This window comes from Gordonia hankookensis (assembly GCF_014673215.1).
GTDB classification, from domain to species: domain Bacteria; phylum Actinomycetota; class Actinomycetes; order Mycobacteriales; family Mycobacteriaceae; genus Gordonia; species Gordonia hankookensis.
On the sequence record NZ_JACWMS010000006.1, the window covers coordinates 220739 to 237706 of the forward strand.

Sequence of the window (16968 nt, forward strand, 5' to 3'; positions counted from 1 at the left end):
ATGGCAGGCAAATTCGAGAGTGAGGGCGGCGCGACCTTCATGATCTCGGTTGCCGCTGAACTCGCCGGCATGCACGCTCAGACGTTGCGTACCTACGACCGGCTCGGTCTGGTCACCCCCCAGCGCACCAGCGGTGGCGGGCGACGGTACTCGGCACGCGACGTCGAGGTGCTCCGCGAGATCCAACGTCTCTCCCAGGAGGAGGGCGTCAACCTCGCGGGGATCAAGCGGATCATCGATCTGAGCAATCAGGTCGACGCCTTGCAACAGCGGGTTCGCGAACTCCAGACCGAGGTGGACAACGTTCCGCACCGGCGCAGCGGTGAACTCGTGCCGGTACCGCGCACCAGCGCGCTGGTGGTATGGCAACCGCGCCGCAAGCGCAACGCCGACTGATCGCGGTCGGGAACCACCCGCTACCCTGACTCCCGACAAACGTCGCCGGAGACAGGACAGGACCATGGCCGAGACGCAGAGCACCCGCACTCAGGGCAGCTCGGCCTCGGCCGGATCGGTCCTCGGCATCTCCGTCATCGAGGATCAGATCGTCTCGGTCGTGCGCGGTGGCGACGGCGAGATCGTCGCGAGCAATCTGGTCGACCTGTCCGACCCGTCCGCGCAGAGCGCGGAAACGGCCATCCACGAACTCGTGGACTCCGTGCCGTACGACATCGACCGGATCGGCATCGCGTGTGCGAGACCGGCCACCCAGAGCTACCTGCAGGCGAACCTCGCACCCGGGACCTCGCGTCCGGGTTGGTACGAGAAGGTCGCGGTCACCGACATGCCCGCTGCGCTCGCCGAGGTCGCGCGGGGCTCGGCCGGTGTCCGCGGCATCGTGGCCGTCGTCGATCTGGATCGAACAGCTGTCCCGTCACCGGGCTCGTCGGTGGTCACCTTGGACTCGGCGACCGGCGAGGTGCTCGGCACCGCGGAGTTCGCCTACGGCTCGCCGGGACCCGTGACCGATCCGGCACACGCGACCGCGGTCGCCGAGGCCGTGATCGCGGCGCCTGGCGGATCGTCGGTGACGTCGGTGTTGTGCACCGGACCTGGCGCCGACGTGCCGGGTGCGGTATCTGCGTTGGGCTACGCATTGGCTCGCCCGGTGGCCGCCGCCGACCAGCCCGCCCTGTCCTCCGCGGTGGGCGCTGCGATCCTGGCGCTCCGGCCCGGAGCGGTGTCAGGCGGTTCGTCGAATCGCCGGTGGTGGCTGATCGGCGCGGCGATGGCCGGCGCCCTGGTGCTCGGCGCGATCGCGGCGTCGGCGGTTTTCGCGGGTGTCGATGCAACCGAGGAGAAGGCGCCGACCACGACGACGGTGACCGCTGCGCCCTCGACCATCACCGTCACCTCGACGGCGCAGCCGCGGACCGAGACCCAGACCGCCGTGGAGACCTCGACGGTGACCCGGGATCGGCAGACGGTCACCAAGACGACCACCGAGACGGAATCGGCGGCGGACCCCGCCACGGTCACCGAGACGGAGACGACGACCGAGACGACGACCGAGACCAGGTTCGGCGGTGGCGGCGAGGCCTCCGCGAACCGGTGGGCGCCCCAGGCTTCGCAGGACACGCCCACCCGGTGAGCAGATCCGGGTCAGGCGGCGCGGACGACCACCCTCAGGTCACCGGGTCGTGTTGAATCCGGCTCGACCGGACACCTGCGATCAGCAGCCGCCGGCGCGTCGCCTCGATCATCTTTGCCGAGCCTGCGATGAGGACCTGACGGTCGTCCCACGGACCGGTCTGCGCCACCGCGTCTCCCAGGGTGCCGATGATGTGGTCGATGCCGAGGGCCTCGGGTGTCGTCGTCGACGTGATCCACCACGGGTCGCCGGTCTCCTCCGACACGGCGGTGACGGTCAGCCACGGGTTGGTGGCCGCGATGCGGCGCAGCACCGCAAGGTCGTAGAGCTCACCGGGATGACGCATCCCGTAGAAGATGTGCGTCGGCGGCGAGTCGGCTCGCTTCGACATCTCGATGAGCAGCGCTCGCAGTGGCGCGAGACCGGTGCCGCCCGCAACCATGAGCACCTTCTGATCAGGCTCGACGTGTAAAGTCCCGTGCCCTTGCGCGAAATACCAGGTGTCACCGCTACGGGTCTCACTGACGATCGCCGAGCTGACCGTTCCCCCGGACACGGCGCGCACGTGGAACTCCAGTTCGCCTGCGGGGTTCGGTGGAATGGCAGGGGACAGGTTCCGCCACATCCGAGGGCGCTGGGGGATCTGGACCTCGAGGTACTGCCCGACGACGAAGCGCAGCGGTGCCTTCGTGATCAGGCGGACCACCGCGAGGTCACGGGTGATCCGGAATTTCTCCACCACCTCGGCCGACCACAACGCGGGATGCGGCGCTGTCTCGGCCGCACCACGCATGACACCGGTGGTCAGCATCATCGCCTGCGTCACGGTCTGCGCGGATTCGTCGTCCCAGTATTCGCCGAGCACCGACGCGAACTCGGCGACCAGTGCCTGGTAGATGATGCCGTAATGCTCGGGCCGCACGCCGAACTTGCGATGATCCCGACCGAGTTGTGCGAGGAATTCGACCAGTTCGTTGTGACCGTCCTCGCGCGGCACCACGTCGAGGACGTGATCGATGACGTGATAGAACGCATCGCGCTGTCCCGCCATCACCGCGGGGAAGAGTTCGCGGAGATCGGGATCGATGGCAAACATCCTGGTGTAGACGTTTGCGGAGAATTTGTCGGGATCGCGCCCGATCAGCGTTCGTAGGTGATGGAGCGTATGCCGAGAGTGGCTGGGCACGTCGTGGGGTCACCTCCCTGTACCGGTACCGCGGATTTTCCCGCCCAAGACTAATCACCCTAGCTGTCGTTCGACGAGGTCTGATGATCCATCATTCGATGTCGGGTTCGCGCGGTGTGTGGCAGGCTCAGAGATGTGAGCTCGCTCGATGGCGTGGTACCGGGCATAGTCGATGCCCATCTGCACCAGTGGAATCCGCGGAGCACGCCGTGGGCTGCCAACCGACTGTCGCGGCTCTACAGTTTCCTTCCCGCCTTTGGCGATCGTGTCTTTCCGATGGTGGTGTCGCAGGCCGACCGCGAGTACGTGCTCACGCCGAGCACGGTGGCCCGGGTGTACGAACCCCTGCAGTATCTCGCCGATGCGTCGGCGGTGCGCACGGTCGCCGGGGTCCGGGTCGAGACCGTCGTGCACATGGAGTCGCATTGGCGCCGCGACGACACCGCAGGCCGGACCGATACCCCGGCGGGACGTTCGGCCGTGGAGGAGACCCGATACGTCACCAAGCTGCCCTTCGGGGTGGGCCAATCGCCCGAGTTGGGTGCCGTCGTGGCGCACGCCGATCCGCGCGCCGAGATGTTCGCGGAACTGCTCGACGAGCATGCGGCGCTCACCGACCGCCTGCGCGGGGTCCGCTGGATCACCACGCGGCACCCCGATCCACGGATCCGTAACGGCGCCGACGCGGACGGGATTCTCGCGTCGACGGCATTCCTCCGCGGATTCGCCGAGGTGGCCGAACGCGGTCTGGTGTTCGACGCCTTTGTCTACTCGCATCAGTTGTACGACGTGGTGACGCTCGCGCGTGAGTATCCGGAGGCGACCATCGTGGTCGACCATCTGGGGACGCCGGTCGGGGTGTTCGGTCCGGTCGGAGCGCGGACCGGCGCGACCGCAGGCGCCCGGGCAGACATTCTCCGCCTGTGGCGGGAACGGATGACCACCCTGGCCGCGTGTCCCAACGTGGTGGTCAAGTTGTCCGGTCTCGGGTTGCCGGTGCTGGGCTACGGCCGGGAGCGGTGGGGCAACATCGGCAGCCGCGGCACCCTCGCCGAGATGGTCGGCCCACTGGTCGAACACGTCCTCGGACATTTCGGCCCTGACCGCCTGATCTTCGGATCGAACTTCCCGATCGACAAGCCCAACACCGCACTCGACATGGTGATCGGTGCACTCATCGATCTGCTCGAGCCCCAAGGCGGGGAGTACGTGTTGAGGAAGGTGTTCCGCGACAACGCCATGCGGGTCTACGGGATCGAGTGAGGACTGGCCGGTCCCGGTTTCGATACGCGTCGGACTCGCTGCGCTCGTACGCCGCTACTCAACCGTCGGTGAAATCCTCTGCTGCGCTACTCAACCGTCGGTGAAATCCTCTGCTGCGCTACTCAACCATCGGTGAAATCCTCTGCTGCGCTACTCAACCGTCAGTGGGAACACTTCTGCTGGTCGAGTAGCCGGGTGAGCGTAGCGAGCCCGGCGTATCGAGACCACACACCCGTCTCAGCTCTCGTCATCCTCGGAGTGATGCCGCGAGTGCGGGCCCTCCGGGACAGGCGGCTGCGGCACCACCGGGTATTCGCCGGTGTAACCCTGTCGCTGTGCCGCGATCGTCAACACCTTGCCGCGCACCGCATACCATCCGCCGACGAGAAGCGGCACCAGCACGACGATGGCGATGAGATTCCAGATGTTCTCGTAACACATCAGCACGACCACGGCCGCGAGGAACACCAGCGTCGCGTAGCTGGTGTACGGCGTCCCCGGCAGTCGGAACGACGGACGCTCGAGGATGCCCTTCTGCTCCCACCGGAACAGCTGGAGCTGGCATGCCATGATCATCGCCCATGTGGAGATGATGCCGAGTGCCGACAGGTCGAGCGCGATGTTGAAGGCATCCTCGGGGACGAAGAGATTCAGCACGATGCCCAGCAACGTCAGCGCACCGGTGAGCGCGATGCCGCCGAACGGCACGCCGTTGCGGTTCATCTTGCCGGTGAACGCGGGGCCGCTGCCGTTCATCGACATCGACCGCAGGATGCGGCCCGTCGAGTACAGGCCGGCGTTGAGGCTCGACATCGCTGCCGTGAGGACCACCAGATTCATGATGCCGCCCGCGGCGGGCACGCCGATCTTGGAGAAGAACGTCACGAACGGACTCTCGCCCTCGGTGAACGCGGTGTAGGGCAACAGCAGCGCCAGCAGCAGCAACGAACCGACGTAGAAGACGGCGATGCGCACGATCACGGAGTTGATCGCGCGCGGCATGACTTTCGGTGGATCGGCGGTCTCGCCTGCTGCGATACCCACCAACTCCACTGCGGCGTAAGCGAAGATGACGCCGGAGGTCACGATGCAGAGCGGGAAGACACCCAACGGGAACATGCCGCCGTTGTCGGTGATCACCGAGATCCCCGTCGACTGGCCGTCGATCTCGAACCGTCCTGCGAGGAAGACGATACCGACGACCAGGAACGTGACGAGGGCTGTCACCTTGATGATCGACGCCCAGAACTCCATCTCGCCGAACAGCTTCACCGAGATGACGTTCATGGTGAGCACGATGCCCAGGGCGATCAGCGCGATGAGCCACTGCGGGACCGCTTCGAACATTCCCCAGTAATGCACGTAGAGCGCAACCGCCGTCACGTCGACGATCGCGGTGGCGGCCCAGTTGAAGAAGTAGAGCCAGCCCGTGACGAACGCGGTCTTCTCGCCGAAGAACTCGCGCGCATAGGAGACGAACGACCCGGACGACGGTCGGTGCAGCACCAGCTCGCCGAGTGCGCGCAGGATGAAGAACACGAAGATGCCGCACACGGCGTAGACGATGAACAATCCCGGCCCGGCATCGTGCAGGCGACTTCCGGCGCCCATGAACAGACCGGTGCCGATCGCCCCACCTATCGCGATCATCTGGATCTGGCGTGGCTTCAGGCTCTTGTGGTAGCCCTCGTCCTCGTGGGTCAGGGCCGAGTTGTCGTAGCTGGTGGGTGATTCTGCTGTCATGGTTCCCCCTCTGTCGGGTGGCGGTGAGCGCATGGGCTTTCCGGTGGCGCAACCCCGGGGCGCGACCGATCACACAATGACTGCCGACGTTAACGGGGTCAGAGATCCCCGGCATCTCGAAGAGTGTTAAATGTTTGCACACAGACCGCGTCCTGATCGCCACGACGGTGTGGAATATGATGGTGGACAGCGCAAATCGGCACGATGTCCGAATTTACATGTCGTGAAGCGCGCTTCGAACCCAGGGCCAGCGCCGCGTCCGGGGAGCCGCCGGCACCGGGATGTCTCGCAGTGCTCGTGTCACGATGTCGGTGAACGCGCTGCATGTCTCGTACCGGGTGCGTGGATCCTTTGCCAGCGCCTTGGCGAACACCGAGTTGAGTGCCGAGGGCAGCCAGGGGCGAGCCCGGGTCAGGGGTGGTACCGGATCGTGGAGGTGGGCGTGGGTGATGGCAAAAGCCGTCGCCCTCCGGAAGGGCGGATCGCCGGTCAGCAGTTCGAACAGGCTGGCGGCCAACGCGTATTGGTCGGTCGCCGGTGAGAGACGTTGAGCGGTGAGCAATTCCGGCGACGCATAGGCGATCGATCCCTGGACCCTGCCGTTACGCGCGAGCGGACGGGCGTCGTCGAGCAGCTGGGCGATGCCGAAATCCGTCAGGACCGCATGAACGTCGTCGGATGGCATGGTGACCATGATGTTGGCGGGCTTGACATCACGGTGTAGGACTTCGCGGGCATGGGCGAAATCGAGCGCGTCGGCGATCTGCGCGCCGATCTGCGCGATCATCGTGATGTCGGGCTCAGCGGGACGATGGGCGATCAGATCGGCGGCCGACACTCCACCGATGTACTCCATCGCCATCCACAGAACGCTTGCAGCACTGTGCCTGTCGTCGACCTGGGGTGGGTCCATCTCCCCGCGCGCGTACATCTTGACGATGTGGGGGTGCCGCAGTCGAGATGCGATGGTGAACTCGCGGTCGAAGCGTTCGCGAACCCGTTGCCGGTCGTTGGGCCCGGTGTGGAGCACCTTGAGCGCGACCGGATCGGCGGCACCATCGCGGTGCGCGCGATAGACCTCGGCGCTGCTGCCGCTGCCGAGGAGCGCATCGATGGTGTAGCCGGCCACGGTGTCGCCGGCACCCAGCACCGCAAAGTCGCTCACCCTGCTCATTCTGCCGGGTCGTCGCACCTATGGTTGACACATGACGCGAATGACGGAGCCCGCCTCGTCCGGTCCCGGCGCCCGAAGCGTGGCCACGGACTCCCTCGCCGCTGCGCTGCCGAACGGGATGGTGGTCACCGACCCCGACATCCTCGCTGCATATCGGCAGGATCGTGCGCAGGATCCGCAGGCCGGGACGCCGCTCGCGCTGATCCGCCCGACGACCACCGAGCACGTGCAGATCGCGGTCCGCTGGTGTGGTGAGCACGGCATCCCGCTCATCACCCGCGGAGCCGGGACCAGCCTGTCCGGCGGTTCGACCGCTGTCGACGGAGCGGTGATGATCTCGACCGAGAAGATGCGTGAGCTCGCGATCGCCACCGCGACGCGGACCGCGGTGGCACAACCGGGACTGTTCAATTCCGAGGTCAAGGCGGCCGCCGCAGCCAATGGTCTCTGGTATCCGCCGGACCCGTCGTCGTTCGAGATCTGCTCGATCGGTGGCAACGTCGCCACCAATGCGGGCGGTCTGTGTTGTGTGAAGTACGGCGTGACCACCGACTACGTGCTCGGCCTCGAGGTGGTCCTCGCCGATGGTCGCGCGGTGCGGCTCGGCGGCATGCAGTTGAAGGACTCCGCCGGGTTGTCACTGACCAAACTGTTCGTGGGCAGTGAGGGCCTGCTCGGGATCATCACCGAGGTGACCCTGCGTCTGTTGCCGCCCCAGGCGCCGGCCTCCACCGTCGTGGGAACTTTCGCGTCGGTTCACGAGGCGAGTCAGGCCGTCCTCGCGATCACGTCGCAGATCCGGCCGGCGATGCTCGAGTTCATGGACTCCGTCTCCATCAACGCTGTCGAGGACATGCTGCGGATGGGGCTCGACCGGCAGGCGGGAGCTCTGCTGGTGGCCCAGTCGGATGCTCCCGGCCCGGCCGGGGCGGCTGAGGTCGAGATAATCTCGCAGGCGTTCGAGGCACACGGCGCAAGTGAGGTGTTCGCCACCGACGATCCGCAGGAGGGCGAGGCCTTCACCGCCGCTCGGCGTGCCGCGATCCCCGCCGTGGAGAAGATCGGGTCGTTGCTGCTCGAGGACGTAGGGGTGCCGCTTCCGCAGTTGCCCGCGCTGATCGACGGCGTCGGGACGATCGCGGCCGACAACGGCGTGTTGATCTCCGTGATCGCCCATGCCGGCGACGGCAACACCCATCCGTTGATCGTCTTCGACCCGGCCGACACCGACGAGGCCGCCCGCGCACAGCGCGCCTTCGGGCAGATCATGGATCTGGCGATCTCCCTCGGAGGCACCATCACGGGCGAACACGGCGTCGGCAGACTCAAGAAGAACTGGCTGCCGGATCAGGTCGGGCCCGACGTCATGGATCTCACCGCGACCATCAAGCATGCGCTGGACCCGCAGGGGATCTTGAATCCTGGTGTACTGCTCTAACTCTCGGCGGTTGTCGCGATCAGCCGCGAGTCCGCCATCGCAGCAGTGCGATGCCGCGACAGCGACTGATACGCCGGGTCGGTGACCATCTGGCGGAAGGCCTCCGGACTCGGGTAGCGGACCAGGAGGATCGAGTCCCACTGCTCGTCGGCAGGCCCGATCACGGTCGGCCCGCAGTCACCGTGGTAGATGACCTCTGCCCCGGCCTTCTCGAGATGCGGAGTCGCCGCCTTGCCGTAGATGCGGTAGGCCTCGGCCCCGGAGATCGGCTGTGCCGGCGCCAGTTCCTCCGCCTGGGAGTAGTCGGCCACCTCGCGGTAGCGGAGCAGATTGAGCATCGTGACCGGTTGATCCGCCGGCAACTCCGACAGCTGCTTCGCGAACTGTCCTCTTTGTGGATCGATGGCGCGCCGGTCGGCGGGCGGAAGGTCGGGGCTCATGGTGGGTCAGTGCCTTTCGAGGATCGCGGACAGGTCGGCGCCGTCCGGCAGCGCGCCGTACTCGAACTTGCGGTCCTCGCCGAGACGGGCCGCGATGAACGCGTCGGCCACCGGTGCCGGTGAGAACCGGACGAGCAGCGACGCCTCGAGGGCAAGGGCCATCGACTCCACGACGGAACGGGCGCGCCGTTGGGCCGATGCCGCGTCGAGGCGGGCGAGCTCACCGAGGTGATCGCGGAGGCTGTCGAGATGGGTGTCGAGTATCCGGCTCGAACCGCGGGCCAGGGAGATCTCGGCGTCGAATGCCGCCACCGACTCCGGCTCGCGGGTCATCGCCCGCAAGACGTCCAGCGCGATCACGTTGCCGGACCCCTCCCAGACGGCCATCACCGGCTGTTCTCGGTACCGCATCGCGAGCGGGAAATCCTCGGTGTAACCGTTGCCGCCCAGGCACTCCAGGGCTTCGTACGAATGGTGCGGGCCGCGCTTGCAGATCCAGTACTTGGCGACCGCGGTGGCCAGCCGTCGGAAGGCGCGCTCCTGATCGTCGGCGTCCTCGTCGTGGGCGCGGGCCAGGCGGATCGCGGTGACCGTCGCGGCCTCGGATTCCAGTGACAGGTCGGCGAGTACCGCGGCCATCGCCGGCTGATCGGCGAGCGTCGCACCGAACGCGGCGCGGTGGCGGGCGTGCCAGACCGCCTCGGCGACGGATTGCCGCATGCCGGACGCGCTGCCGAGGACGCAATCCAGGCGGGTCTGCGCGACCATCTCGATGATGGTCCGCACGCCGCGGCCCGGCTCGCCGATCATCACGGCGACGGTGCCGTCGAGTTCGATCTCCGACGACGCATTCGACTTGTTGCCGAGTTTGTTCTTGAGCCGCTGGATGCGGAAGACGTTGCGGGTCCCATCCGGCAGTACCCGGGGCAGCAGGAAGCACGAAAGGCCTTCACCTGCGGGACCTTCCGCCTGCGCCAACACCAGGAACGCATCCGACATCGGGGCCGAGCAGAACCACTTGTGACCCGTGAGCAGGTATTCGGCGCCGGGACCGCCACCTCCCACCGGCTTGGCGACCGTGGTGTTGGCGCGGACATCGGAGCCGCCCTGCTTCTCGGTCATCGACATCCCGAAGATCGCCGACTGCTTGTCGGCGCTCAGGTCGGGGGAGTAGCTGCGGGACAGGGCCTTCGGAACCCACTGCGCGGCCACGTCGGGCTGCAGTTCGAGCGACGGGATGACCGCGTGGGTCATCGACACCGGACAGGCGTGGCCCGGCTCGATCTGACCGAACATCATGAATCCGGCGGCCCGCACCACATGGGAGCCGGGCTGCGGGTCTGCCCAGCAACGGGTGTGCGAGCCGTGGGCGATCGAGGCGGCGATGATCCGGTGGTACGCGGGGTGGTACTCGACCTCGTCGATCCGGTTGCCCCACCGATCGTGGGTGTGCAGCTCGGGCGTGATCGTGTTGGCCAGGTGTGCGTCGTGCTGGAACTGCTCACTGCCGACCAGGGCGCCGATCTCGCGCAGCTCGTCGTCGGCCCATCCGCCGTCGTGGCGTCGAACAGCCTCGCGGAGAACGGTGTTGAGCTCATATTCGTTGATGTCGCGACGGGGCGCGGACTGGTTGAGCACCGTGTGCGTGACGTGGGGCTGCGGTGTGGTGTGGGTGTCGGACTGCGTCATCGTGTTTCCTTCTCATCTCGCTGGTCGAGTGGCTGCGAAGTCGTGCCGTGACCTCATCCCGCTGGTCGAGTAGCCACGAAGTCATCCCGCGACCTCATCCCGCTGGTCGAGTAGCCACGAACGAAGTGAGTGGCGTATCGAGACCACCCGCCAACGTCCGATCGAGAACCTGCTCGGGTATCTGCAGATTCGTGAAGATCACGGCGACAGCATCTTCGAGGTTGTCGTCGAAGTCGGGACCTGTCGCGGCCTTCTGGACGATGAGCCCGAAGATGGCCGACCAGAACGCTTTTGCCTCCACCCCGATCTCGGCGCGCAGTTGCCAGCCGGTCCGGACCAGGGTGCGCATCAGGGCCTCTTCGCCGCGTTCGTGGAGGGTGCGCAGCGTATCGCTGATGCTGTCCCGGAGATCCGCGCGACGCGAGACGAGGAGCATGGCAGTGGTGAAGAGTTCGACGTTGCGGGCCTGCGGACCGAGCAGCGACTTCACCAGGGTGGTGGTGTACTCACGCACCGTGGTCGCGGACGCGGCGGCATCCTCGGCGTGGCGGCCGGCTCGTAGTACGGCCGCACACGCCACCTCGACGAAGAGTTGCTCCTTGGAGCCGAAATAGTACGTGACCTGGTTCGGGTAGGCCCCGGCCCGCTGACAGATCTGCGCGATGGACGCCGTCTCGCCATGTTCTGCGAACACCTCGGTGGCCGCGGACAGCAATGCGCGACGTGTCGCCTTACCGGCTTCACGCGTTCCGCGTCCGTTTGCGCTGGTCATCGCCACCTCATCGAGTGTTTGTATGGCAAACAATAAATGACGGAGTGGTGGGGGTCAAGGACGAATCGGGAGTCAGCTTGCTAGCAGCAGCAACATCCGCCTCGAGTGGGGATAATCCGATGGGTCTGCTGCACGGACAGGTGACAGTTTCGGTGTTATGCCGCAGTCCTTCGACCCTGCCCGGCGTGGGTGTGGTCGGACATTGATCGATGAGTCGTCCCAGCGAGACGTATCGCCGCGATCACGCCGTGACCGCGGCTGCGCAGTCCGGGCATCGATGCGGTCGGCGGCCACGGGCACGTGGACGTTCCCAGCTCCGTGAGCAGTCGATGCAAACGAGGATGTCAGTGCCGACAATCGATGTCGGCGGACCGGCGGCGGACGCTCTTACCGATGGAGCGCGACGACATGGCGGGCACACCCGTGTACGACGGGTCGCGGTCCAGGAATCGCCGCACTGCTCGCAGACGCTTGCGACGCCGTGGCGGCGAAGCACTGTGACGGGCAGTCCTGTGCTTGTGGTTGCTGCGGTGAGGAAGTCGTCGAGCGCGGCAATCGGAATTCCGAACTTGCGGGCTGCCTTCGCCTTTCCGGAAAGGGTGGCAGGGTCGGCGGCGACGAGTAGCCCGCATCCTTTTGAGGTCACGGCGTCAACCGGTGTCAATCCGTGTGCTGTCGCGATGGCGTGCAGCTCGGCTCGCGGCAGCGCGCGGCCGGCGGTGTCGCCGTCGCCGGTGAAACACACCGTCAGCCCCGGTTCGAGCGAGACTACGTCGTCAGTGAACCGGAACGGGTTGGTGCGGGTGGCCACCACGTGGGGGTCGAGGTTCAGGAGGGCTGCGACCCGGACGAGTCTGTCTATTTCGTCATCGGTGACGATTCCGTCGTCGAGTGCGGTGTCAATCAGATCGTTGAGGAAGCCGCGATGAGCTCGGGCGATGTCGGCTGCCGAGAGGCCGCTGTCACGGGCCAACTCCTCGAGTTCGGCTCTCTCTGCCGCGCTCAGTTGCAGATCGGCCAGGGCCTGATCCAGCAGCACGGCATAGTCGGCGACGTCAGGTTCCAGGTGAATATCACTCGCCAGTTCGACCAGATACGGTGCGGGCTCGTGTACGAATGCGCCGGCAGCGCGCGCCACCAGTTGGGTGGAGCCCACTGAGCAGATCCCGGTGTGTGCGGGTTTGCCGGCAGTCGCGAAGCGGTCGGCTACCGCGAGTAACAAGCTTGCGGTAGCGCGCGCATCGTTGGCAGCGCAGTGTGCGCCGTGAAGTATAACGGCGTGGTCGCGGCAGGCTGCGGCGAGTTTGCGTCCGGTTACCGCTAGTGTGTCGAGGCCTGTGCCCCAGCGGATATCGATGCCCGCACGGGTCAACTCGCTGCCAATCATGCGAGTGTCGAATGAGATGTTGTGGGCGACGACGACAGCACCGTCGAGGCGGGCTGCTACCGCAACAGCGATATCGTCGAACGACGGGGCATCGGTCAACATTGTCGGAGTTAGGCCGTGTATCCAGGTAGGGCCGACATCGCGGTGCGGATTGACCAACGTCTCGAACTCATCCCGAATCTGTCCGTGCTCGTCGAGCGTAATGATCGCAATTTCGACGACACGATCGGTACGTCCGAGTCCGGTGGTCTCCACATCGACCACTACGACTCGTTCTGCGGATCCCATCAATGCTCGCAGCGTCGGTACCGTGACGTTGTCGGCACTGATTGCTGAAGGTTCATTGACCGGCGAGGTCTCGCTTGGAACGAAGTCACCAACCTCAGAAACTACGTGCGCCGCAGACGGTTCAACGGACTGAAGCTGGATGAGTTCTACTCCCCGGGCATCAGACTCTTGAGGTGGCAGGGTGTCAGGGGACGATGTGTTCGTTGGCATTGATGCTGCCAGGCGTTGCTGGGCGTGGTCGTGGGTAGTTGCAGTCCACGTTGCGCCGTCGAACCACCGCAGGTGGGCTTGGTGCCAAGGGTCGGCGTACCAGCCTTGCTGAGCACTCGTCGATTGGCTCCAGTTGGCACCGTCGAACCATCGCACTGGAGCCTGGCGCCAAGGATCTGCATACCAACCGGCCGGTGCGCTCATATGTTGCGGTCCTCCCTGAGTTCGGATGCCATACAGTATCGGTCGGCACTGACGAAAATGGTCGACTGATGTTCGTGTCGATGCCGACATGCCGTTTTGTTCGGAAACCACTGTCCGACGATCGTGCAACGAGGTGCCGCCGATTGGACGCCAGCTTGGAATGAATACAATTCGGGAAAAGACTGAAGTGTTCGAAGGAGAAGATGTCGCGGGACACGCACTTCAGGCCGCGCATAGCGTTATCGATGACGCTCTTAACTTCGACAAAGATCAGAAACCGTTAGAGAAACTCATGATCGGTTGCTGGAAGATCCTAGTCAAGCAGCTCGGACAAGGCTCAAGTGTGCGGGGGCGGATGCGACGACAGAAATGTGGGTACCGGACAGGCGATTCGTGTAACCTCGCCGAGCGCATGCCCTATGCGGCAGACTACTTGGCCAGAACTCTTGTGACCCAGTTTCCGAAGGGCGAGCTGGAGGAATGGTTGGTTCCTGGACTTCGTGGAAGGTCCGTGGGCGTCCTTCGAATGGGCGATCGCCCCCCTTGGGCCCTGTCGCCGGTCGACCCGCTCGTACGCGACGCGCACGGCCTCGTCAGTCGACCAAATTCGACCGCCATACGTCTCTGGTTGGCTTATGATTTGTCCGCACGTGAGGGCATGTAGCTGCCGCTGGGACCACATTGGCTACGAGACGGCCATGAGTGCTCGGCCTCTGCCTGACGAGCAGTGCGCACTCACTTTGAAGAGCCATCAAATGACAGGCAATAATCACCGGTATCAGCCGTCAAGACGGCGCTTCCTGGAACTGGCAGCGAAACTTGCGCGACTTGTGTGTGGCTCTTGTGAGCGTGTGCCATCCTTGTGAAAGGCTCTATTCTGAGGAGGCGGTTATGTACGTAGGTCTCGCGTATGGCAGCGGAGTCTCGCAGCTCAGAGTGCTCGAAACTGATATCGGTAATCACGAAGAGATTGGCCAACGATATATCAGTCACACGCATATTTCGCCCGAGGAAATTGTTGACATGGCCGACGTTGTGTGGGGTGACCTCGGCGTTCCAGAGGCGTTGTGGAGGAGAGTGGGCAGAGAGGCAACTGCGCCCATCGGAACGGCGACTCAGCCGCCCGGACAATGGCTTCCGCACCAGTTCTCCAATAGTGCCAACATCGGTAGCCTGAGAGCAACCGAGGAGCTGTTTGGGCAGATGTGTGCCCGGGAGGGAATCGGGGGCCAAGGACCCGCGATCGATTTTCGCACGATTCAGTCGACAGGTGGCTCGGGAGTGAGCACCTCGCTGATCCTTACCGGTGACGATGGGCAAATTGCCGGCGGCGTTGCAATCCTCTCAGGTCGTACTTTCATCGCAGGTGTTCCTGACGAGGTTGACGACCTGCAGGTCTTTTGTGCGCCGAGTTCCTCACGTGAAGAGGAAGATATTGACGCTGCGTTCCGCGCACTGCAACAGGATGGCGATGAGTTTGAAGATCCAGAGATTCATATTTGGGCTCGTTACTATCTGGGTCGAAACTCCCAGACGATTGATTTTGTCGTTCCGAACGGCGCCAAGTTCCGGCCTCTGAAGACAATCGCTCGATCTGCAGGCGTGCTAGTCGGTGCCGCTGTGATGATTCTTTCCCGGAAGAACGCCTCGCCCACTGATCCATTTCGAAAAATTCGTTCGGTGCGGGCATCCGTGGTTCACCGGCACGTGGACGAAGAATGTCCAGAGCTAGCTGCAGGTTCCAGCTATGGCGGGAAAATGGCGGTCGCTGTACATGGGACAATGGCTACAGGCCACGACCTCGCGCATCACCTACAAGTCATCTTGCCGCATGACTATCGAGTCGTCCGGTACGAGCATGATACGTTTTCGCCGATAGGCGCGAACTCCGAAGAATTGCGTGAATTGCTTGCCGCCGTTGATCCGAGCGACCTGATATTAGTAGGGCATTCGCGTGGAGGACTGGTTGCGGAGCAGTGCGCTCGACTGCTTGACCGTACACCGAAGGTGGTGACACTGGGTGCGCCCTTCTTCGGTACGCCCATGGTTGGGGCAGCTGACCTCGCAGTTCTTGGAATGCGCTCGCTTTCGGGTGGGATTAGGGCCCTTTCGGGCAGTGTCATCGTCGATGCGCTGGCCATGTTCGTTGGATTCACGATAAAGAACACGCCGCAAGGGATAGCTGCAATGGCTGAAACTTCTGATTGGGTGGGACAGAGCAGAGCAAATCGAAGCCCTGCAGTGACATTGGCTTATGGCGGCAGGGCGCCGCGCGATCCTCTGTCAGAATCATCAGGAGTCTGCGCGTTTTTGTCAGGGATTGGGTCTCGTGTGTTCTCTGATGCACATGACCTAGTCGTGCCTTCAGAATCGTCTCTCGGAAACTGTAAGAATGGATTCGAGGTTGTCTGTGATCACTTTTCCTATCTGAACAACGTCGATGTTACTAGTGGTATCCAAAGTATCGCTGCGAACTAGCGGATGGACGAGTCTTCGAAGCAAGTAGCACGGAAATGATTTCCATAAATCTTATAGCCAGTGTTTTTGTTGAGCGCGCTGGCGGTGTCGTCCGCTGGCAGTCGCTTGGAGAATTGGCAGAAGATCAGTTCGCGAAGTCTCCAATCGGCAGAGGATCGGTCAAGGGGCAACGATCCCAATCCAGTGAGAAAATCCTCTTTGGCTGTTTCAACTTCGCTCTTGGCGCCGTACCGGCAGCTGACGAGCGTACCTCGGCACCTTCGGTGCAGTTGTAAAAGTGGGTGGTGTAATGAGCACCGCTAGCTAGTTCCAACCCGGCGGGACTTGGTTCGCCTCCGCAAGCTCCGCCACCGGCCGCGCTGCCAGGCAAGGGCCCCGCTCGGGACGCGAGTCCGTGCCGTACTCATGGTGTGTACGTGGATGCCGACGTCGGTTGATCGGCGCGCCGATCGGACGTGGTCCGCATCTTGACCGTCGTCGCCAACCCCACGCCGAGGAGCACGAGGTACAGCGGGAACGCCGCTTCGGCGACGGTCCAGGTCTGAAGACTCAGCACGGTGATGGTGCCGTTGAGCGCCGTGCACACGTACACCGTCGAACGTTCGGTGTCTGGGCGGCGCCAGGCTTTCAGGATTGTCGGGATTCCGCCGATCGCATCCGCGGCGAGGGCGGCGAGAACGGCCAGCAACGGGTTGTCGAAGGTCAGCCACAGGACCAGGGCAAGTACCGAGACCGCGCCGCAGGACAGGTCGAAAGTTGTTATCTGCCAATAGCTCGAACGATTGGCGAATGATGCCGCAAGGATGACGAAGGGTCCGAGACCGATCGCGAGGGTCGAGATGGCGGGCAGGCCGACGCCGTCGTGGAGCTGGGCGAAGAAGGCGATCATCGGCGCGGCGCCCCACAGAAACCACGACACCCTGTTCGGTCGAACGCGACCGCGGACGGCGAGGATGGCGTAGCTGATGCTCCCGACCATCGAGAACGCGGCTCCGAGGAGCACGAACCGCGGATCAATCACCGAGTGCCCCCACTGCTTGTCCACCTCTCTCTGGGGATGCGAGTAGTCATACTGCAAACGCGTCGGCCCACCCGAGGCTTCCCC

At 64.4% G+C, this 16968-nt stretch carries 13 protein-coding genes and 1 pseudogene; 5 read left to right on the top strand and 9 right to left on the bottom strand.

Annotated features, from left to right (window positions below):
* Nucleotides 1-396, top strand: a complete 396-nt coding sequence (locus tag IDF66_RS23385) for a heat shock protein transcriptional repressor HspR (RefSeq protein WP_164310582.1) — start codon at nucleotides 1-3, stop codon at nucleotides 394-396.
* Nucleotides 397-460: 64 nt separating this feature from the next.
* Nucleotides 461-1591 (top strand): hypothetical protein, encoded by a 1131-nt coding sequence (locus IDF66_RS23390; protein WP_190268835.1) that lies wholly within the window; start codon nucleotides 461-463, stop codon nucleotides 1589-1591.
* 34 nt (nucleotides 1592-1625) lie between these two features.
* Here the strand turns inward: IDF66_RS23390 and IDF66_RS23395 are convergent, their stop codons facing one another.
* Nucleotides 1626-2777 (bottom strand): FAD-binding oxidoreductase, encoded by a 1152-nt coding sequence (locus IDF66_RS23395; RefSeq protein ID WP_190268836.1) that lies wholly within the window; start codon nucleotides 2775-2777, stop codon nucleotides 1626-1628.
* Between the two features lie 135 nt (nucleotides 2778-2912).
* Between IDF66_RS23395 and IDF66_RS23400 the strand changes: the two genes are divergently transcribed.
* The gene (locus tag IDF66_RS23400) at nucleotides 2913-4040 is read left to right on the top strand and encodes an amidohydrolase family protein (RefSeq protein ID WP_190268837.1); all 1128 of its coding nucleotides are present in this window, start codon (nucleotides 2913-2915) and stop codon (nucleotides 4038-4040) included.
* A gap of 237 nt (nucleotides 4041-4277) precedes the next feature.
* Here the strand turns inward: IDF66_RS23400 and IDF66_RS23405 are convergent, their stop codons facing one another.
* Together IDF66_RS23405 and IDF66_RS23410 are read right to left on the bottom strand one after the other, a co-directional pair.
* Nucleotides 4278-5783 carry an amino acid permease gene (locus IDF66_RS23405; RefSeq protein ID WP_190268838.1) on the bottom strand — a complete coding sequence of 502 codons (1506 nt, stop codon included), beginning with the start codon at nucleotides 5781-5783 and terminating at the stop codon, nucleotides 4278-4280.
* A gap of 214 nt (nucleotides 5784-5997) precedes the next feature.
* Entirely contained in the window at nucleotides 5998-6957 is a 960-nt protein-coding gene (locus IDF66_RS23410; protein ID WP_190268839.1) for a serine/threonine-protein kinase, read from the bottom strand.
* 40 nt (nucleotides 6958-6997) lie between these two features.
* Between IDF66_RS23410 and IDF66_RS23415 the strand changes: the two genes are divergently transcribed.
* Nucleotides 6998-8395 (top strand): FAD-binding oxidoreductase, encoded by a 1398-nt coding sequence (locus IDF66_RS23415; RefSeq protein WP_190268903.1) that lies wholly within the window; start codon nucleotides 6998-7000, stop codon nucleotides 8393-8395.
* Here the strand turns inward: IDF66_RS23415 and IDF66_RS23420 are convergent.
* The 5 genes and pseudogenes from IDF66_RS23420 to IDF66_RS24175 form a co-directional block, all read right to left on the bottom strand.
* Entirely contained in the window at nucleotides 8392-8835 is a 444-nt protein-coding gene (locus tag IDF66_RS23420; RefSeq protein WP_190268840.1) for a DUF1330 domain-containing protein, read from the bottom strand. The two genes, IDF66_RS23415 and IDF66_RS23420, sit on opposite strands and share 4 nt — an antisense overlap.
* A gap of 6 nt (nucleotides 8836-8841) precedes the next feature.
* Nucleotides 8842-10524: an acyl-CoA dehydrogenase family protein gene (locus tag IDF66_RS23425; protein WP_190268841.1), complete on the bottom strand. Its 1683-nt coding sequence runs from the start codon at nucleotides 10522-10524 to the stop codon at nucleotides 8842-8844.
* A gap of 94 nt (nucleotides 10525-10618) precedes the next feature.
* On the bottom strand, nucleotides 10619-11296 hold the full coding sequence (locus IDF66_RS23430; RefSeq protein WP_190268842.1) for a TetR/AcrR family transcriptional regulator C-terminal domain-containing protein: 678 nt from the start codon (nucleotides 11294-11296) through the stop codon (nucleotides 10619-10621).
* Nucleotides 11297-11537: 241 nt separating this feature from the next.
* Entirely contained in the window at nucleotides 11538-12971 is a 1434-nt protein-coding gene (locus IDF66_RS23435) for an exonuclease domain-containing protein (RefSeq protein ID WP_223310069.1), read from the bottom strand.
* Between the two features lie 237 nt (nucleotides 12972-13208).
* Nucleotides 13209-13475: pseudogene (locus IDF66_RS24175) on the bottom strand (DUF2510 domain-containing protein); the annotation flags it as partial.
* Between the two features lie 846 nt (nucleotides 13476-14321).
* Between IDF66_RS24175 and IDF66_RS23440 the strand changes: the two are divergent.
* Nucleotides 14322-15863 (top strand): lipase family alpha/beta hydrolase, encoded by a 1542-nt coding sequence (locus tag IDF66_RS23440; protein ID WP_190268844.1) that lies wholly within the window; start codon nucleotides 14322-14324, stop codon nucleotides 15861-15863.
* Between the two features lie 403 nt (nucleotides 15864-16266).
* Here the strand turns inward: IDF66_RS23440 and IDF66_RS23445 are convergent, their stop codons facing one another.
* Nucleotides 16267-16884 carry a hypothetical protein gene (locus tag IDF66_RS23445; RefSeq protein ID WP_190268845.1) on the bottom strand — a complete coding sequence of 206 codons (618 nt, stop codon included), beginning with the start codon at nucleotides 16882-16884 and terminating at the stop codon, nucleotides 16267-16269.
* Nucleotides 16885-16968 lie beyond the last annotated feature (84 nt).

Excerpts from the sequence above, each read along its gene's own strand:
- IDF66_RS23405 (WP_190268838.1), bottom strand. The coding sequence starts at position 5,783 with ATGACAGCAGAATCACCCACCAGCTACGACAACTCGGCCCTGACCCAC.
- IDF66_RS23415 (WP_190268903.1), top strand. The coding sequence starts at position 6,998 with ATGACGGAGCCCGCCTCGTCCGGTCCCGGCGCCCGAAGCGTGGCCACG.
- IDF66_RS23410 (WP_190268839.1), bottom strand. The coding sequence starts at position 6,957 with ATGAGCAGGGTGAGCGACTTTGCGGTGCTGGGTGCCGGCGACACCGTG.
- IDF66_RS23390 (WP_190268835.1), top strand. The coding sequence starts at position 461 with ATGGCCGAGACGCAGAGCACCCGCACTCAGGGCAGCTCGGCCTCGGCC.
- IDF66_RS23430 (WP_190268842.1), bottom strand. The coding sequence starts at position 11,296 with ATGACCAGCGCAAACGGACGCGGAACGCGTGAAGCCGGTAAGGCGACA.
- IDF66_RS23385 (WP_164310582.1), top strand. The coding sequence starts at position 1 with ATGGCAGGCAAATTCGAGAGTGAGGGCGGCGCGACCTTCATGATCTCG.
- IDF66_RS23420 (WP_190268840.1), bottom strand. The coding sequence starts at position 8,835 with ATGAGCCCCGACCTTCCGCCCGCCGACCGGCGCGCCATCGATCCACAA.
- IDF66_RS23425 (WP_190268841.1), bottom strand. The coding sequence starts at position 10,524 with ATGACGCAGTCCGACACCCACACCACACCGCAGCCCCACGTCACGCAC.
- IDF66_RS23435 (WP_223310069.1), bottom strand. The coding sequence starts at position 12,971 with ATGGGATCCGCAGAACGAGTCGTAGTGGTCGATGTGGAGACCACCGGA.